7 protein-coding genes are annotated in these 16,109 nt (G+C 70.3%); 5 read left to right on the top strand and 2 right to left on the bottom strand.

Annotated features, from left to right (window positions below):
- Window positions 1-13: 13 nt before the first annotated feature.
- Together LXT23_RS45135 and LXT23_RS45130 are read right to left on the bottom strand one after the other, a co-directional pair.
- Entirely contained in the window at window positions 14-1,459 is a 1,446-nt protein-coding gene (locus LXT23_RS45135) for a right-handed parallel beta-helix repeat-containing protein (protein WP_253986722.1), read from the bottom strand.
- A gap of 119 nt (window positions 1,460-1,578) precedes the next feature.
- Window positions 1,579-5,724 (bottom strand): MG2 domain-containing protein, encoded by a 4,146-nt coding sequence (locus LXT23_RS45130; protein WP_253986721.1) that lies wholly within the window; start codon window positions 5,722-5,724, stop codon window positions 1,579-1,581.
- A gap of 201 nt (window positions 5,725-5,925) precedes the next feature.
- Here LXT23_RS45130 and LXT23_RS45125 point away from each other — a divergent pair, with 201 nt between their 5' ends.
- From LXT23_RS45125 to LXT23_RS45105, 5 genes are all read left to right on the top strand, one after another.
- Window positions 5,926-6,909, top strand: coding sequence for a M23 family metallopeptidase (locus LXT23_RS45125; protein WP_253986720.1), 984 nt, complete (start codon window positions 5,926-5,928; stop codon window positions 6,907-6,909).
- 221 nt (window positions 6,910-7,130) lie between these two features.
- Window positions 7,131-9,281, top strand: a complete 2,151-nt coding sequence (locus LXT23_RS45120) for a M13 family metallopeptidase (protein ID WP_253986719.1) — start codon at window positions 7,131-7,133, stop codon at window positions 9,279-9,281.
- A 197-nt stretch (window positions 9,282-9,478) separates the two neighbouring features.
- Entirely contained in the window at window positions 9,479-12,214 is a 2,736-nt protein-coding gene (locus tag LXT23_RS45115; RefSeq protein WP_253986740.1) for a YncE family protein, read from the top strand.
- A 167-nt stretch (window positions 12,215-12,381) separates the two neighbouring features.
- On the top strand, window positions 12,382-15,162 hold the full coding sequence (locus tag LXT23_RS45110) for a YncE family protein (protein ID WP_323379159.1): 2,781 nt from the start codon (window positions 12,382-12,384) through the stop codon (window positions 15,160-15,162).
- Between the two features lie 146 nt (window positions 15,163-15,308).
- The gene (locus LXT23_RS45105; RefSeq protein WP_253986718.1) at window positions 15,309-15,872 is read left to right on the top strand and encodes a GNAT family N-acetyltransferase; all 564 of its coding nucleotides are present in this window, start codon (window positions 15,309-15,311) and stop codon (window positions 15,870-15,872) included.
- The last annotated feature ends 237 nt before the right edge of the window (window positions 15,873-16,109 follow it).

Genomic DNA, 16,109 nt, shown 5'->3' with positions numbered 1-16,109 from the left:
GCCGCGCCAGCCGTCACGGAAGCACGTCCGAGCGCTCGTCCACTCCCGAGAGCCGCTTCCACTCGGCGAAGTCGTTCGTCTCCTTCGGGTCCGCCTTGAAGCGCCCACCAGCGCCGTACCGGTTCTGGTCCATCCGCAGCCCGGGACGCCGCTGGCCGATTCTCACGAGGTTCCGGCCGCGGACCTCGTTCTCCCGGACCGTCAGGTTCTCGCTGGGCGCGTTGTTGGCGCCCAGCCCGAGCATCATCCCGTAGCCGTCCGTCCCCTCGATGCTGTTGCCGAGCACGCGCACCCCGCGCGCGTTCTCCACGCGGATGCCGACCCCGTCACTGCCTCCGCTGTTGGAGATGTCCTTGATGCGGTTGCCCTTCACCTCCACGTCGGACGGGCTGGGCTGGCCACCGTCCCGCACGCCTCCGATGGAGATGCCCCGCCCCGCGTCGGAGATGCGGTTGCCCTCCACGCGGACGTTCTTCGCGGAGTAGTGGACCACGACGGCCTCTCCCGCCGAGCTGGGGGACTTCTTGAAGCCGTGCATGTCGTTGTCTCGCACGACGACGTCGCTGCAGGTCTTGATGTCCACCGCGTTCTCGTCGTTCGAGTAGAGCCGGTTGCCCTCGACCACCACCCCGCGAGCGGGCGTCACCGAGGCGCTGTCCGGCTTGAGGCACTGCACCGAGTCACCCGAGTTGTCATGGATGTCATTGTCGCGAATGGTGATGTCCCGGGACGTCGCCTGGACGACCACGCCGTGGGAGTCGCCCTTCGGCTTCTTCCGGAAGTGGTGGATGTCGTTGCCCTCGATGGTCACCTTGCGCGCCCCACCGTACGTGGTGACGCCGCCACCCAGCGCGCCATGGTGGATGCGCGAGCCGGCCAGCACGGAGCCCTCGGTGTTCCCTTCGAAGACGACCGCGAAGCGCGGCTGCCCCTTCACGTCGATGTCGAAGCCGTCGACGACCCAGAAGGGCTTGCGGATCTGCACCACGGCCCCGCTCGCGCCCGGGACAATCTTCGGGTGCTGGGTGCCCAGCAGGGTGATGGGCGCGTCTGCCCTCCCCGCCTTCACGCCACCGTCGATGACGACGCTCCCCTTGTACTCCCCTGGAAGGACCCGGATGGCCTCACCGGGCCCCACCGCCTTCAGGGCCCGGCCGATGGTGCGGAACGGCGCCTGCTTCGAGCCCGCGGCCTGGTCCGAACCCGAGGTGCTCACATACCACTCGCGCGAGAAGCTCTTCGGGCGCTGGCGGCTGGGCCGGGTGGCCCCCTCCCCGCCTCCATCGCGCTTCGCCGCTCCGGTCGCCTCCGCCTCGTCCTCCCTGAAGACTGCTTCCACCTCGGAGAGCTGCTCGTCGACTTCTTCCGCGGCCTTCTCCGTGTGGGCGCAGGCGCCCAGCAAGACGGCGATGAGTCCCGGGCCCACCCACCGCCGGGCCCTCCCCAGACTGCTCTTCATGGATGCTCCCCCCTGTTGGCTCAGCGGAAGGAGCACTCCTCTCGGTGTTGTGACGGAGCAGGCTGGCGGAGGGAGACGTGCGGCCGGCCGCCAGGCTGCTCGTGGGAAGCAACACCGGGCTACTGCTTCGGGAGGATGGAGACCTTCAGACCCTCGCTCCACGTCTTGTGCTCGTCCGCGTAGTAGAGGTACGCGCGGCTCGCCGGACCCGTGTACGTGCCGGGGACCGCTGCCACCAGGGACAGCGGGACTTCGATGCGCTTGCGCGGCTCCATGCCCCGCCAGTAGAGGACGACGTCGCGCCCGAGCACCTCGTACGCATCCACCACCTGGCGCTTCACCAGCTCCTTGAGCTGGTCATGCCGGACCTCCAGGCCCCCGGGCACCCCGAAGATGGCCACCGCCGTGGGCAGCCGCTGGCCCGTGCGGTTGGCAATCATCACCCGCGCCTCCGTCGGCTCGCCCTCGGTGAGGGACGTCTTCGCCATCGCCACCTCCAGCGCCACCTGGGTGTCCTTCGAGCTGTCCGGCACGAGCGCGCTGTACGTCACCTCCACCGAGTACGGCAGCTCCGCGCCCCCCTCCATCCGCAGCTCCACCCGGCGCCCCCCCGGCCCGAGCAGCGCGGACACGTCCGGCAGCTTCAGCGCCTCCTGCGAGGAACCATCGAAGCGCACCGGCTCCCCCACCGGACGCCCCTCCACGTAGACGCGCACCAGGCCCGGCGCGAGCCCCGACGCGCGCTGCTTGTCGTAGGCGATGATGGCGCGCAGCGCGAGCACCGTGCTCTGCGTGGCCCCGTAGCGCCCACCGTCGCTCGACTCGGCCAGGAACTTCATCGCGCGCTCCACGTTCCCCACGTGCGAGCGCTCCCGCAGCCACGCCAGCGTGGCGAGCGCCGTGGTCTCGATGTTCAGCGTGTCCCCGGAGCTGCCGACGATGGACTGCGTCCCTCCCGCCACCACGCCATCCGCCCCCTGCAGCGTCGCGAGCCGCGCCATCAGCGCCCGCGCCTCCGCGCCGTCCCCCGCCAGCGCCAGCACGTTGGCCGCCAGCGCCAGCACGTAGCTGTTCTGGCTCGTCTTCGCCGCCGCCTTCACCGCGGCCACCTCGCGCGCCAGCTCCTTCGCCTGCGCCGCCGGCTGACCCGCGCTCTCCAGGAGCGCCCAGGTGATGTAGGCATTCGAGGTGTCCGGGTCCTCCACCCACACGTGCAGCGCGCGGCGCTTGCGGGAGAAGCCCCCCTGCCCGTCCCGCTGCGCCAGCAGCCACGCCCGCGTGCGCTCCAGCATCGCCGCATCCACGTCGCGCACCTGGCGCATGTCCATGAAGTGCAGCAGGCCGAACGCCGTCAGCGCCTCGTGGCCCGGGTTCTCACCGAACCACTCGTAGCCGCGCTCCTTCGTCTCGAAGCCCACCAGCCGCTGGTAGCCGCGCTCCAGCTTCTCGCGCGCGTCGGCCACCAGGGCCGGGCTCACGCCGGTGTGCGACTGGAAGTACTGCTGCGCCATCGTCATCGGGTATGTCGTGGAGCTGGTCTGCTCGAAGCAGCCGCCGGGCTCCTGGATGAGCCGGGCCAGCGACTCGGTCATGTTGGCCAGCGGGCCCGGGTACACGGTGATGGACGTCCGGACGCTGCCGGGCACCACGCTCTCCGGGAGGACCACCATGTGGGCCATCGGCTTCTTGGACGACAGCAGCCCGCCGAAGGACTCCCGGCCCGGGAAGCCCCGGGGCTTGATGGACAGCGTGCGGGTGACGACGTCCGAGTAGTTGCCCGCGCTCGCCGTGAGCTTCACGTCCACCGACCGCGCCTCCTGGCCAATCTCCAGCGAGAAGAGCTGCCGGCCCCGCGCCCGCGAGGCCAGGTCCAGCGGCTTGCTGCCCGTCACCTTCACGTCGCCCTTCAGCTCGACCTTCACGCCGGCCCCGGCGAGCGTGGACTCCGTCCCGTTCACCAGCGCCACCGGCAGCCGCACCACGTCACCGGACGTCACCTCGAGCGGCAGCTTCGGCTCCGCGTAGAAGGGCTGCACCGACTCCAGCTCCGCCACCGCCGAGCCGAGCGCGCCGTCCATGCCCACCGCGCCGGCGAACGCCTTGAACGTCGTCACCGAGTCGCTCAGGCCGAAGGACACCTGGACTTCGCCCGTCTGCGCGTGGGTGCGCACGCCCGCGTTCCAGTAGAGCGTCTCCGCGAAGTCGAGCCGGTCCCCCGGCTTGCGGCCCGGCCGCACCGTGTGCGCGTACTCACGGACGTAGGACATGGGCCGCTGCTCGTCCTGCTCGCGCCAGTCCTCCCGCTTCGCCTTGCGACGCTCCATGACGGCCCCCACCGCGCGCGCCTCCTCCTCTATTGGCGCGAGGTCCTGCTTCGCCTCGACCTCGGCCGGCGGCGCCATGGGCTTCTCAGCCAGCTGCGCGACCGGGGCCGGAGGCGCCGCCTGAGGGACAGGAGCCCCCGCCATGGCGAAGTCATCCATGGCGCCTTCCAGCTGCGGCTCGGCCTCCAGCTCCTTCACCATCTCGGGGATGGCGGCGGGCATGGCCTGCCCCCTGCCGCTCGCGGCGAAGCTGGGACGGCGAACCGGCTTCGGACGCTGCACCGCGAAGCCCGTGGCGATGACGCGCATCCCCGCGTCGCCATGGCGGGAGAGGAACTGCGAGGTGTTGGCCACCGCGAACCGCCGCCAGCCCTGGGTGCCCAGCAGCAGGTCCACGGCCACGGAGGACTTCGGGTTCTTCGGGTCGAGGTAGAGCTGCGCGTCCGCCAGCTCCTTCACCTCGGGCTCCAGCAGCACCATCACCGGGAGCTGCGGCGCCTGATCGCGCTTCTCCAGTAGCTCCAGCACGGCGTCATCGGTGACGGTCAGCATCACCAGTGCGGAGACGGGCTTGCCATCCTTCGTCGTCCGGGCGGTGAGCCGCACCGGGCTGCCGGGCACGTAGCGCTCCCGGTCCGCCTTCAGCTCGACGGTGACCTGCTTCTCGGGCTGGCGGAACACCAGCCGCTCCGCGAGGGGCTTCCCGTTCGCGTCCCACACCGTGGCGATGAGCACGCCGTCCGCCTCACCCGGGTCCAGCGTCACCGGGCCCGCCTGCGTCATCACCGCGGAGGCCACCCGCCGGTCTCGCTGGCTCAGCGTCACCGTCGCGCGCTCCACCCCGGTCAGCCCCACCACGAGGTTCACCAGCCGGCCCGCGCCCACCACGTCCTCACGCGCCCGGAGGACGGCGCCCGAGGCCTTCACCTCCGGCAGCGGGAAGGTCTTCCGGATGCCGGACGGCGCATCGATTCGCAGCGCGTACCGCGCCCCGGCCCTGGGGGTCAGCTCGAAGCGGCCACGCCCCTCGTGCGCCGAGCGCACGGAAGCGACCACCTGACCGGAGCCCACCTCCACCACCGCACCCATCAGGTCCGCGGGCTTGCTCGCGGGCGTCCTCGCCTCGAAGTAGACGCGCGAGGCCAGCCCCGCCACCAGGTCGCCGCCCTCCGGGTAGAAGGCCAGGTCCAGCGTCTGCAGGAGGATGGGGACGGTCTTCGCCGCCGTCTCCACCACGCCGCCGTCCTCGATGGTGAAGGCCAGCGTCCCCTCGCCGCGCTCGATGGCCTTCGGCAGCGGGAAGCGGACCGTGCACTGCCCCTTCGCGTCCACGGTGCACGGCACCTGCGCCACGGTGGCGCCGTCGAGGAGCGCGGTGGCCATCACCTTCGCGCCCTCGGGCACGCCGCCCTCTGCGCGCTTCACCTCCAGCGTCGCGGTGACGGTGTCTCCCGGCCCGTACCCATCCCGGAGGAACTCAATCTGTGACTTGAGCCGGGGCGCCCGGTAGGCGCGCACGTCGAACTTCCGCTCCGTGGGCGCGGTGCCCGTCCAGGGGTGGCTGACGCGCAGGGTGTACTCGCCACCGGGCTGCCCGGCGGGAACGGGCCACGCATAACCCCACACCGCGTCCCGGGTGCTCACCGTGCCCTGGGTGATGACGTCCCCCTTGGGCCCGCGAATCTCCACCTGCGCCATGAACGTGCCCGTGTGGGGCTTGCGGCTGAAGGCCTCGAGCACCAGGCCGCGCGCCAGCACCTGCTCCCCGGGACGGTAGAGCGGCTTGTCGGTGCTGACATGCGTCGTGAACCGGTTCGCGGTGCCGAGACTGTCGCGAGGCTCCGAACGGGCCGAGACCACGCGCGGGGACAGCAGGACGAGGGAGGAAGCCACCCCCAGGGTGAGCAGGACGCGGAGCGTCCTCGGGACAGGAAGGGTCATGGCGACTCTCAACGGACGGGGCCGCCGGAAGTTCTCCCCCGCACATCCGCCAGGCGCTTCGCATGCGGAACGTACGATTCCGCCGTAACTGGTTTAACTGGATTTAACGGAATTAAATCCAGACTCCCTGGTAGTCCCACCCGGCCCGAAGAGGAGGCTCTCCGGGCCAAACGCCAGGCAACAAAGGGGACACCGATGCGGATGAACTCGAAGCTGGGCATGGCAGCGATTGCGGTGGGGGCACTGCTGACCACGGGCTGCGGCACGGAGGAGGATGCGCTGACGGAGGCGCACCGGCCGGAGGGCTCGGAGCTGGGGCAGGCGGAGCAGCTCACCACGTGCCCGGCGGCGCTGCCGGTGTACCCGGTGAACGGGCGGCACAACAACGGCTACGACGCCACGTGGGCGAACTGGCAGTGCACGCCGTCCGCGTCGTCGGTGAGCAACACGGACTCACACCTGGGCAACGACATCTTCGGAGCCAAGGGCACGCCCATCGTCGCGGGCCAGGCGGGGCACATCCGCCTCGGCTTCACGGACCCGACGGGCGGCAAGGTCGTCTACATCCAGGACGGGTGCGGCTGGTGGTACTACTACGCGCACCTGGACACGGTGAGCACCGCGCTGGCCGTGGGGCAGTTCGTCTCCGCGGGCACGTACCTGGGCACCCTGGGCCAGACGGGCAACGCGTCCGGCACGGCGCCGCACCTGCACTTCTCCATCTACCCGGACGGCAACTACAACGCGGGCATCGACCCGTACCCGCTGCTCAGGGCGGCGGAGGGCACCGCCTGCAGCACGTCGCGCGTGGGGCGTGACTCGGGAGGTGGCTTCTACGGCGCCATCTCCACCTGCCACAGCCGCAACGGAGGCGCCGCCGCGGCCGGGACGCCGTTCGACAACGGTGGCACTCCGCACGTGCACCGCTGGGGCGCGGGCGTCGTGCAGGACAACAACGGCGGCACGCTGGGCCCCAACACCTGCATGCTGAAGGACGGCGCCGGCACCGCGTGGATGGTGCGCGGCAGCATCTGGACGGCGTACGTGTACCAGCTCGGCGGCTCGGGCAGCTTCCTCGGCTACCCCATCGGCGAGGAGTTCGCGAGCGCCACCGGGCCCCGGCAGAACTTCGAGGGTGGCTACATCACCTGGAACGGCAGCGCCTTCGCGGCCTTCCGCTACTGACCCGCACGGACGACACCGCCGGCCTGGGTCTTCTTCACCCGAGGAGCCCCTCGCCGGCGGTGGCCCTTTCGTTCTCCAGCCGTCACGCGAACGGGATGAAAGTCGCGCACCCGGTGTTGAGGTCACCTCGCCATGGCGGACCGGCTATACCCCCGGTCCTCCAGGCACCGGTGGCAGGAGCCACCGGGCCGGCGTCGCGGTCCTTCGTTCAGGAGCTTGCCTTGACACTTCACCACCGACGTTTCCCGGGCACCGCACGCGGAGTGGTCGCCGCGTGCGCCTCCGCCCTGCTGTCCTCGTGTGCCTCCGCCCCGGCCGAGAAGCCGGCGACGCCTCCCGCCGCGGAGAGCCCCGCCCCTGCCGCCACGGCGGCGCCCGCGCCCGCCGCGAAGCCCACCTACGGCACCTTCGGCTTCGACAGCGACGGCATGGACCGGTCCGTCAAGCCGGGTGACAGCTTCTACCGCTACGCCAACGGCGGGTGGATGGACAAGACGGAGATTCCCGCGGACCAGACGCGCTACGGCATGTTCACCGCGCTCGCGGAGCAGGCCGACCAGCGCACCCGCGCGCTCATCGAGGCGCAGGCCCAGGCCCCCGAGGGCAGCGAGGCCCGCAAGGCGGGTGACTTCTTCGCCAGCTTCATGGACGAGGCCGCCATCGAAGCGAAGGGCGTGGCGCCGCTGCAGCCGGAGCTGGCGCGCATCGAGAAGCTCGCCAACCGCCGCGCGCTCTCCAGCGAGCTCGGCTCGCTCCTGCGCACCGACGTGGACGCGCTCAACACGGGCGGCGTCAACACCGAGCGCCTCTTCGGCCTGTGGGTGGCGGAGGACCTGAACGACCCGTCGCGCTATGCCACCTACCTGCTCCAGGGTGGCCTGGGACTGCCGGACCGCGACTACTACCTGGCGGACAACCCGCGCTTCAAGGAGGTCCGCCAGGCCTACCAGCAGCACATCGCCAACATGCTGCGGCTGGCGGGCGTGTCCCAGCCGGAGGCCCGCGCCGCCCGCGTCTTCGAGCTGGAGAAGAAGATTGCCCAGGCGCACTGGCCCCAGGTCGACACGCGGGACATCACCAAGACCAACAACCCGTGGCCGCGCGCCGAGTTCGCGAAGCGCGCGCCGGGCATGGACTGGAACGCGTACTTCACCGCCGCCGGCCTCGCACAGCAGCAGGAAGTCCTCGTCTGGCAGCCGAGCGCGCTGACGGGAATCTCCAAGCTGGTGGGCTCCGAGCCCCTCCAGGCCTGGAAGGACTACCTGTCCTTCCACGCCATCGCGCGCTCGGCGGCCTTCCTGCCGAAGGCCTTCGTCGAGGAGAGCTTCGCGTTCAATGGCAAGACGCTCTCTGGCGCGCAGAAGCTGCGGGAGCGCTGGAAGCGCGGCATCAACCTCACCAACGCGGCCATGGGTGAGGCCGTCGGCAAGCTCTACGTGGAGAAGTACTTCCCGCCGGAGACCAAGAAGGCCGCGGACGACATGGTGCGCAACATCGTCACCGCCTTCGGCCACCGCATCGACAACCTGCCGTGGATGTCGCCGGAGACGAAGGCGAAGGCCCGGGAGAAGCTCGGCACCCTGCAGACGAGCATCGGCCACCCGGAGAAGTGGCGTGACTACTCGGGGCTGGAGGTCATTCGCGGGGATGCGTTCGGCAACGCCGAGCGGGCCACCCTCTTCGACCTCAAGCGCAACCTGGGCAAGCTGGGCAAGCCCGTGGACCGCAAGGAGTGGTTCATGGTGCCGCAGGTGGTGAATGCGCTGAACTCACCGCAGCAGAACTCCATCATCTTCCCCGCCGCCATCCTCCAGCCGCCCTTCTTCGACGCGAACGCGGACCCGGCCGTCAACTACGGCGGCATCGGCTCGGTCATCGGCCACGAGATTGCCCACAGCTTCGACGACGTCGGCGCGCAGTTCGACTCGCGCGGCAAGCTGGCCAACTGGTGGACGAAGGAAGACGCCGACCGGTTCAAGGCCGCCGGGAAGGCGCTGTCCGCGCAGTACAGCGCCTACAAGCCGCTGCCCGACGCGTCCGTCAACGGCGACCTCACGCTCGGGGAGAACATCGCGGACGTGGCCGGCGTGGCGGTGGCCTATGACGGATACCGTTTGTCACTCGGTGGCAATCCGGCCCCGGTGCTGGATGGCTTCACCGGCGACCAGCGCTTCTTCCTCGGCTTTGCCCAGGTGTGGCGCAACAAGTACCGCGAGCCGACGCTCCGCCGCATGCTGCTGACGGATGGGCACTCCCCCGGCGAGTACCGGGCCTCCACCGTGCGCAACCAGGATGCCTGGTACCAGGCCTTCGACGTCGCCCCCGGACAGGCCCTCTTCCTCACGCCGGAGCAGCGCGTCCGCATGTGGTGACGGGTAGGCTGAACACCCGTATCCGCCATGCACATACAATTTAAACATCAGGTGAATCCAGCACGCACATAAAGTGATGGTAGAGTTGGGCCTCCTGCTCTCGGGATGACCATCCGGGTCAATCCCTTGCGTGAGGCCCAATGGCTCCCAGTCAAGTGCGATGTCGTGGTGGCGTTTCGAGAGTGCTGTTCGCGGTGATGCTGCTGGTCGGAGTCACGACCCTGCCCACCGCGTCAGCGGCACCGTTCACCCTCTTCGAGAGCGGCCAGGTCCGCCCCCTGGCGCTCTCCCCCAACGGCAGGCTGCTGTTTGCCGTCAATACGCCGGACAACCGGCTGGAGGTCTTCCACGTCGGCAGCAGTGGTCTGAGCCACCGCACCTCGGTGCCCGTGGGACTGGAGCCCGTCGCGGTCGCCGCGCGGAGCAATGACGAGGTCTGGGTGGTCAACCACCTGTCCGACAGCGTCAGCGTCGTACGGCTCGACTCGGAGGGGCGGGAGGCCACCGTCACGAGGACGCTGCTGGTGGGTGACGAGCCTCGCGACATCGTCTTCGCGGGGCCCGGCAAGCGCCGCGCCTTCATCACCGCCGCGCACCGCGGGCAGAACGCCCCGTTCGACCCGCAGCTCACCACCGAGGGCATCGGCCGGGCCGACGTCTGGGTGTTCGACTCGGAGAACCTGGGCGGCTCGCTGGGCGGCAGCCCGCTGACCATCGTCCCGCTGTTCGGCGACACGCCCCGCGCGCTCGCGGCGTCGCCGGACGGCTCGCGCGTCTACGCCGCCGTCTTCCACTCCGGCAACCGCACCACGTCCCTCAACGAGGCCCTGGTGCCCGATGGCGGCGAGGCAGCGGGCGGCACCCCCGGGCCCAACACCAACTTCGCGGGGAAGCCCGCCCCCGAGGTGGCCCTCATCCTCAAGTACAACGGAGAGAACTGGGTGGACGTGCTGAACCGCTCCTGGACGGACAAGGTGCGGTTCAGCCTGCCGGACAAGGACGTCTTCACCCTCAACGCCACCGCCAACCCGCCAACGCAGCTCGCGGGCGGCGCCGGCTTCCACACCGGCGTGGGCACCATCCTGTTCAACATGGCCGTCAACCCGGTGAGCGGGAAGGTCTACGTCAGCAACACCGAGGCCCGCAATGACTTGCGCTTCGAGGGCCCGGGCATCTTCGGGGGCCGCACCCTGAAGGGCCACCTGCACGAGAGCCGCATCACCGTGCTGGGCGCCGGGAGCGTCACCCCTCGCCACCTCAACAAGCACATCAACTACGCCGTCTGCTGCACGCCCACGCCCAACACGGAGAGCGAGCGGAGCCTGGCGCAGCCGCTGGGCATGGCGGTGACGTCGAACGGCGCCACCCTCTACGTGGCCGCGTACGGCTCGTCGAAGCTGGGCGTCTACGCCACCGCGCAGTTGGAGTCCGACACCTTCGTCCCCAGCACCGCGAACCAGATAGAGCTCAGTGGCGGCGGCCCCACCGGCGTGGTGCTGGATGAGGCGCGCGGCCGGCTGTACGTGCTGACGCGCTTCGACAACTCCATCTCCGTGGTGAACACCGCCACGAAGCAGGAGGTTGCCCACCTGCCCATGTACAACCCGGAGCCGGCCAGCGTGGTGGCGGGGCGCCCGTTCCTCTACGACGCGCGGCGCAGCTCCAGCCATGGCGACTCGTCGTGCGGCAGCTGCCACGTGTTCGGCGACTTCGACGGCCTGGCCTGGGACCTGGGCAACCCCGACGGGGACGTGAAGGCCAACCCGCTGCCCGTGGTCCCCTTCCTGCCCGAGTTCGGCGACGACCCGACGCTGGGCCAGGACACGTCCTTCCATCCGCTGAAGGGCCCCATGGTGACGCAGAGCCTGCGCGGCATGGCCAACCATGGCCCCATGCACTGGCGCGGAGACCGGAACGGCGGGGACCTGGGCCCCAGCAGCCAGCCCGACAACGGTACGTTCAATGAGGCCGCGGCCTTCAAGGCGTTCAACCCGGCGTTCGTGGACCTGCTCGGGCGCAGCTCGCAGCTCACCCCCGCGGAGATGGACAAGTTCACCAACTTCATCCTCCAGGTGATGTACCCGCCCAACCCCGTCCGGAAGCTCGACAACTCGCTGACGCCGGCGCAGCAGGCGGGGCGGGACTTCTTCTTCAACGTCACCAGCGTCTTCAACGGCCCGTGCGAGTCCTGCCACCACACCGACCCCAACGCCAATCCCAGCGCGGGCGCGTTCAAGGGCTTCTTCGGCTCGGACGGCCGCTCGTCGTTCGACGCGGGGAGGCAGTTCCCCCGAGTGCCTCACCTGAGGAACGCGTACCAGAAGGTCGGCATGTTCGGCGTGGCGTTCCCCAACGGCTCGGTGCCTCCCGACGCCTTCCTGGGCGAGCAGATCCGCGGCTTCGGCTACAACAGCGACGGGACGATTCCCACGCTGTTCCAGTTCAGCAGCGGGTTCGACGTCGGCATCCTCAACCCGGCGGGCATCCCCCGCACGCCCGAGGGCGAGCTGGCCAAGCGGAACATGGAGCAGTACATGCTCGCGTTCGACAGCAACCTGGCGCCCATCGTGGGCCAGCAGGTGACGCTCACGGCCAGCAACGCGGCGGTGGCGGGCCCCCGCATCAACCTGCTGCGGGCACGCGCGGAGGCTGGCGAGTGCGACCTGGTGGCGAAGGGCCGCGCGTGGAACCACGAGCTGGGCTTCCTCTACCTGGGAGGGGGGCAGTTCGCGGGGGACCGGCAGGCGCTGCCCCACATCACCGACGGGACGCTGCGCTCGGCCATCGCCGCGAGCAACGGCGTGCTGACGTACACCTGCACGCCGCCGGGCTCGGGGCCGCGCATCGGCATCGACCGCGACCTGGACGGCGTCCTGGACGGTGACGAGCGCGCGGCGGGGAGCAATCCCGCCGACGCCCAGAGCCAGCCCTGAGCGTCGTCCCCGCTCGGAGCCGCGCCTGAGGTCGGCGTGGCCCCGGGCGGAACCGCGCTGTTCACTGTTCGATATTTCCGCCTACGCTGGGGACGCGCACGACCTGCGCCTCTTCGTGCCTCCGCCTCCGGAGCGCACGAGCGTCCGACACCCTTGAGCGAGGCACCATGAAGGCCAGCAGCACGGCAATCCGCCGTGGCGTATCGACAGTCATTCTCACCGCGATGTTGTTCACGAGCGTCGCGGCCGCAGCCCCCTACACCCTCTTCGAGAGCGGCCAGGTCCGCCCCCTGGCGCTCTCCCCCAATGGCGCGCTCCTCTTCGCCGCCAACACGCCGGACAACCGGCTGGAGATCTTCCAGGTCGGCAGCAGCGGGCTCGTCCACCGGGGCTCGGTGCCGGTGGGCCTGGAGCCCGTCGCCGTGGCCGCGCGGAGCAACGACGAGGTGTGGGTGGTCAACCACCTGTCCGACAGCGTCAGCGTCGTGCGCATTGATGGCAACGGCACGGGCGGCGCCGTGGTGCGCACGCTGCTCGTCGGTGACGAGCCTCGCGACATCGTCTTCGCGGGGCCCGGCAAGCGCCGCGCCTTCATCACCGCCGCCCACCGCGGGCAGAACGCCCCGTTCGACCCGCAGCTCACCACCGAGGGCATCGGCCGCGCCGACGTCTGGGTGTTCGACTCGGAGAACCTGGGCGGCTCGCTGGGCGGCAGCCCGCTGACCATCATCCCGCTGTTCAGCGACACGCCTCGCGGGCTCGCGGTGACGCCGGACGGCTCGCGCGTCTACGCGGCCGCCTTCCACTCCGGCAACCGCAGCTCGGTGGTGCATGAGAGCCTGGTGCCGAACGGCGGCGAGGCGGCCGGCGGCGTGCCCGGGCCGAACACCAACGTCCAGGGCGTGCCGGCCACCGAGGTCTCCGTCCTCGTCCGGTACAACGGCCAGGACTGGCTGGACGTGCTGGGCCGCTCGTGGACCGCGCAGATGCCCTTCTCCCTCCCGGACAAGGACGTGTTCGCCATCTCCGCCACGGCCAACCCGCCGGTGCAGGTGGCGGGTCCGTCCGGCTTCTACACGGGCGTGGGCACCATCCTGTTCAACATGGCCGTCAACCCGGTGAGCGGGAAGGTCTACGTCAGCAACACCGAGGGCCGGAATGATTTGCGCTTCGAGGGCCCGGGCACCTTCGCCGGGAGCAGCCTGCGCGGCCACACCCACGAGAGCCGCATCACCGTGCTGGGCGCCGGGAGCGTCACCCCGCGCCACCTCAACAAGCACATCGACTACAGCGTCTGCTGCGCGCCCGTCCCCAATGCGGAGAGTGAGAAGAGCCTCGCGCAGCCGCTGGGCATGGCGGTGACGTCGAATGGCGCGACCCTGTACGTGGCCGCCTTCGGCTCGTCGAAGCTGGGCGTCTACTCCACCGCGGCGCTGGAGTCCGACACCTTCGTGCCGAGCACGGCGAACCAGATTCAGCTCACGGGCGGCGGGCCCACCGGCGTGGTGCTGGACGAGGCGCGCGGGCGCCTCTACGTGCTCACGCGCTTCGACAACTCGGTCTCCGTGGTGAACACCACCACGAAGCAGGAGGTTGCCCACCTGCCCATGTACAGCCCGGAGCCCGCGAGCATCATCGAGGGGCGCCCGTTCCTCTACGACGCCCGGAGGAGCTCCAGCCATGGCGACTCGTCGTGCGGCAGCTGCCACATCTTCGGCGACTTCGACAGCCTGACGTGGGACCTGGGCAACCCGGACGGCGAGGTGAAGGCGAACCTCAACCCCGTCGTGCCCGTGCTGCCCGAGTTCGGCCCGGACGGCACCTTCGGCCAGGACACGTCCTTCCACCCGATGAAGGGCCCGCTGGCGACGCAGAGCCTGCGCGGCATGGCCAACCAGGGCCCCATGCACTGGCGCGGAGACCGCACCGCCGCTGACACCGCGCCGAGCCTCCAGCCGAACAGCGGTGTCTATGACGAAGCGGCGGCGTTCAAGGAGTTCAACCCGGCGTTCATGGACCTGCTCGGGCGCAGCGCGCAGCTCACCCCGGAGGAGATGGACAAGTTCACCCACTTCGCCCTCCAGGTGATGTACCCGCCCAACCCCATCCGCAACCTGGACAACTCGCTGACGCCGCGGCAGCAGGCCGGCCGGGACTTCTTCATGGAGACGACGAGCTTCTTCCAGGGCTCGTGCGAGTCCTGCCACCGCGTCGACGTGAACGCCAACCCGGGCGAGGGCCCCTTCAAGGGCTTCTTTGGCACGGACGGCAAGTCGTCCTTCGACGCGGAGCCGCTGTTCCCCAAGGTTCCGCACCTGAGGAACATGTACCAGAAGGTCGGCATGTTCGGCGCCGGCTTCCCCTTCGGCAACTCGCCCGCGGACACGTTCCTGGGTGACCAGGTGCGCGGCATCGGCTTCAACAGCGATGGCGCCATCCCCACCCTGTTCCACTTCAACAGCGGCTTCGACTTCCACCCCATCTTCAACGCCGTGGGCATCCCGGACAGCCCCGAGGGCTTCGCGGCCAAGAAGAACATGGAGCTCTACATGCTGGCCTTCGAGAGCAACCTGGCGCCCATCGTGGGCCAGCAGGTGACGCTCACGGCGAGCAACGCGGTGGTGGCCGGCCCGCGCATCGACCTGCTGAAGGCGCGCGCGGACGCGAGTGAGTGCGACCTGGTGGCGAAGGGGCGCGTCTCCGGCCACGACGTGGGCCTGCTGTACCTGGGGAGCGGGCAGTTCAAGCTCGACCGGCAGGCGCTGCCCCACGTCTCGGACACCGCCGTCCGGCAGGGCGTCGCGCAGCACGGGGGCGTGCTGACGTATACGTGCACGCCGCCGGGCTCGGGGCCGCGCATCGGCATCGACCGCGACCTGGACGGCGTCCTGGACGGTGACGAGGGCGGGACGGCGAGCAGCCCCGTGCTCTTCCGCACCGCTCGCTGACCAAGGTCCTGAGAAGCACGCGCGGCTGCCCCGGTCATCCAGGGCAGCCGCGTTTGTTTTTCAGCCACGCCCCGCGTCGCGCGTCCAGGTATGAAAGGCATGAAGGCGCGGGCCCCAGAAGCTCCACTGCTCGCGAGGAGACGGACATGATTGCTCCAGGACCCACGCTCGAGACCGCCCGCCTGATCCTGCGCCCCACGGCGCTGGAGGACCTGGATGGGTTCTGCATCCTCGCGGGGGACCCGGAGTCGGCGCGCTTCATCGGCGGTGTGAATCCCCGCCCGCTGGTGTTCCGGGCGATGAGCACCATGGCGGGCGCGTGGGCGCTGCAGGGCTTCGGCATGTTCTCCGTGCTGGAGAAGGCGACGGGCCGGTGGGTGGGACGCGTGGGCCCGTGGAAGCCGGAAGGCTGGCCCGGGCCGGAGGTTGGCTGGGCCCTCATCCGCGACGCCTGGGGCAAGGGCTACGCCACCGAGGCGGCGACGGCGTCCATGGACTGGGCCTTCGACCAGCTGGGCTGGACGGAGGTCATCCACAGCATCGTCCCGGAGAACGTCGCGTCCCAGGAGGTCGCCCGGAGGCTGGGCTCGAAGCTGCTGGGCCCCGTGAAGATGCCGCCCCCGTACGACAACGCGGTGACGGAGGCCTGGGGCCAGAGCCGTGAGGAGTGGCGGGCCCGGCGGGGAGGCACCCGGAGCCAGCCGCGTTAGCCCCCTTCCGCGGGCACTTCAAAACATCCAGGCGCGAATGGTGCGACATGCACCCGGCGATGGCCTGGGCGCGCCCCGCCTGGAGCGCCCCGGCTCGCACCCGGAGTGCGCCGCCTGCCCGCTCCCTGGGGTGGCTGGCACCCAAAACGTCAGGAAAGTCGGGAAGTTGAGAGACCGGTCGGGCGCGTGTTACGACCGGCACCGGCCAGGCTCTCCTCCCCCGCCCTGGCCACCGGA

It is taken from the genome of Pyxidicoccus xibeiensis (assembly GCF_024198175.1).
Classification (GTDB): Bacteria; Myxococcota; Myxococcia; order Myxococcales; family Myxococcaceae; genus Myxococcus; species Myxococcus xibeiensis.
Note: the sequence above shows the minus strand (reverse complement) of the source record. Positions and strands in the feature narration are given on the sequence as shown.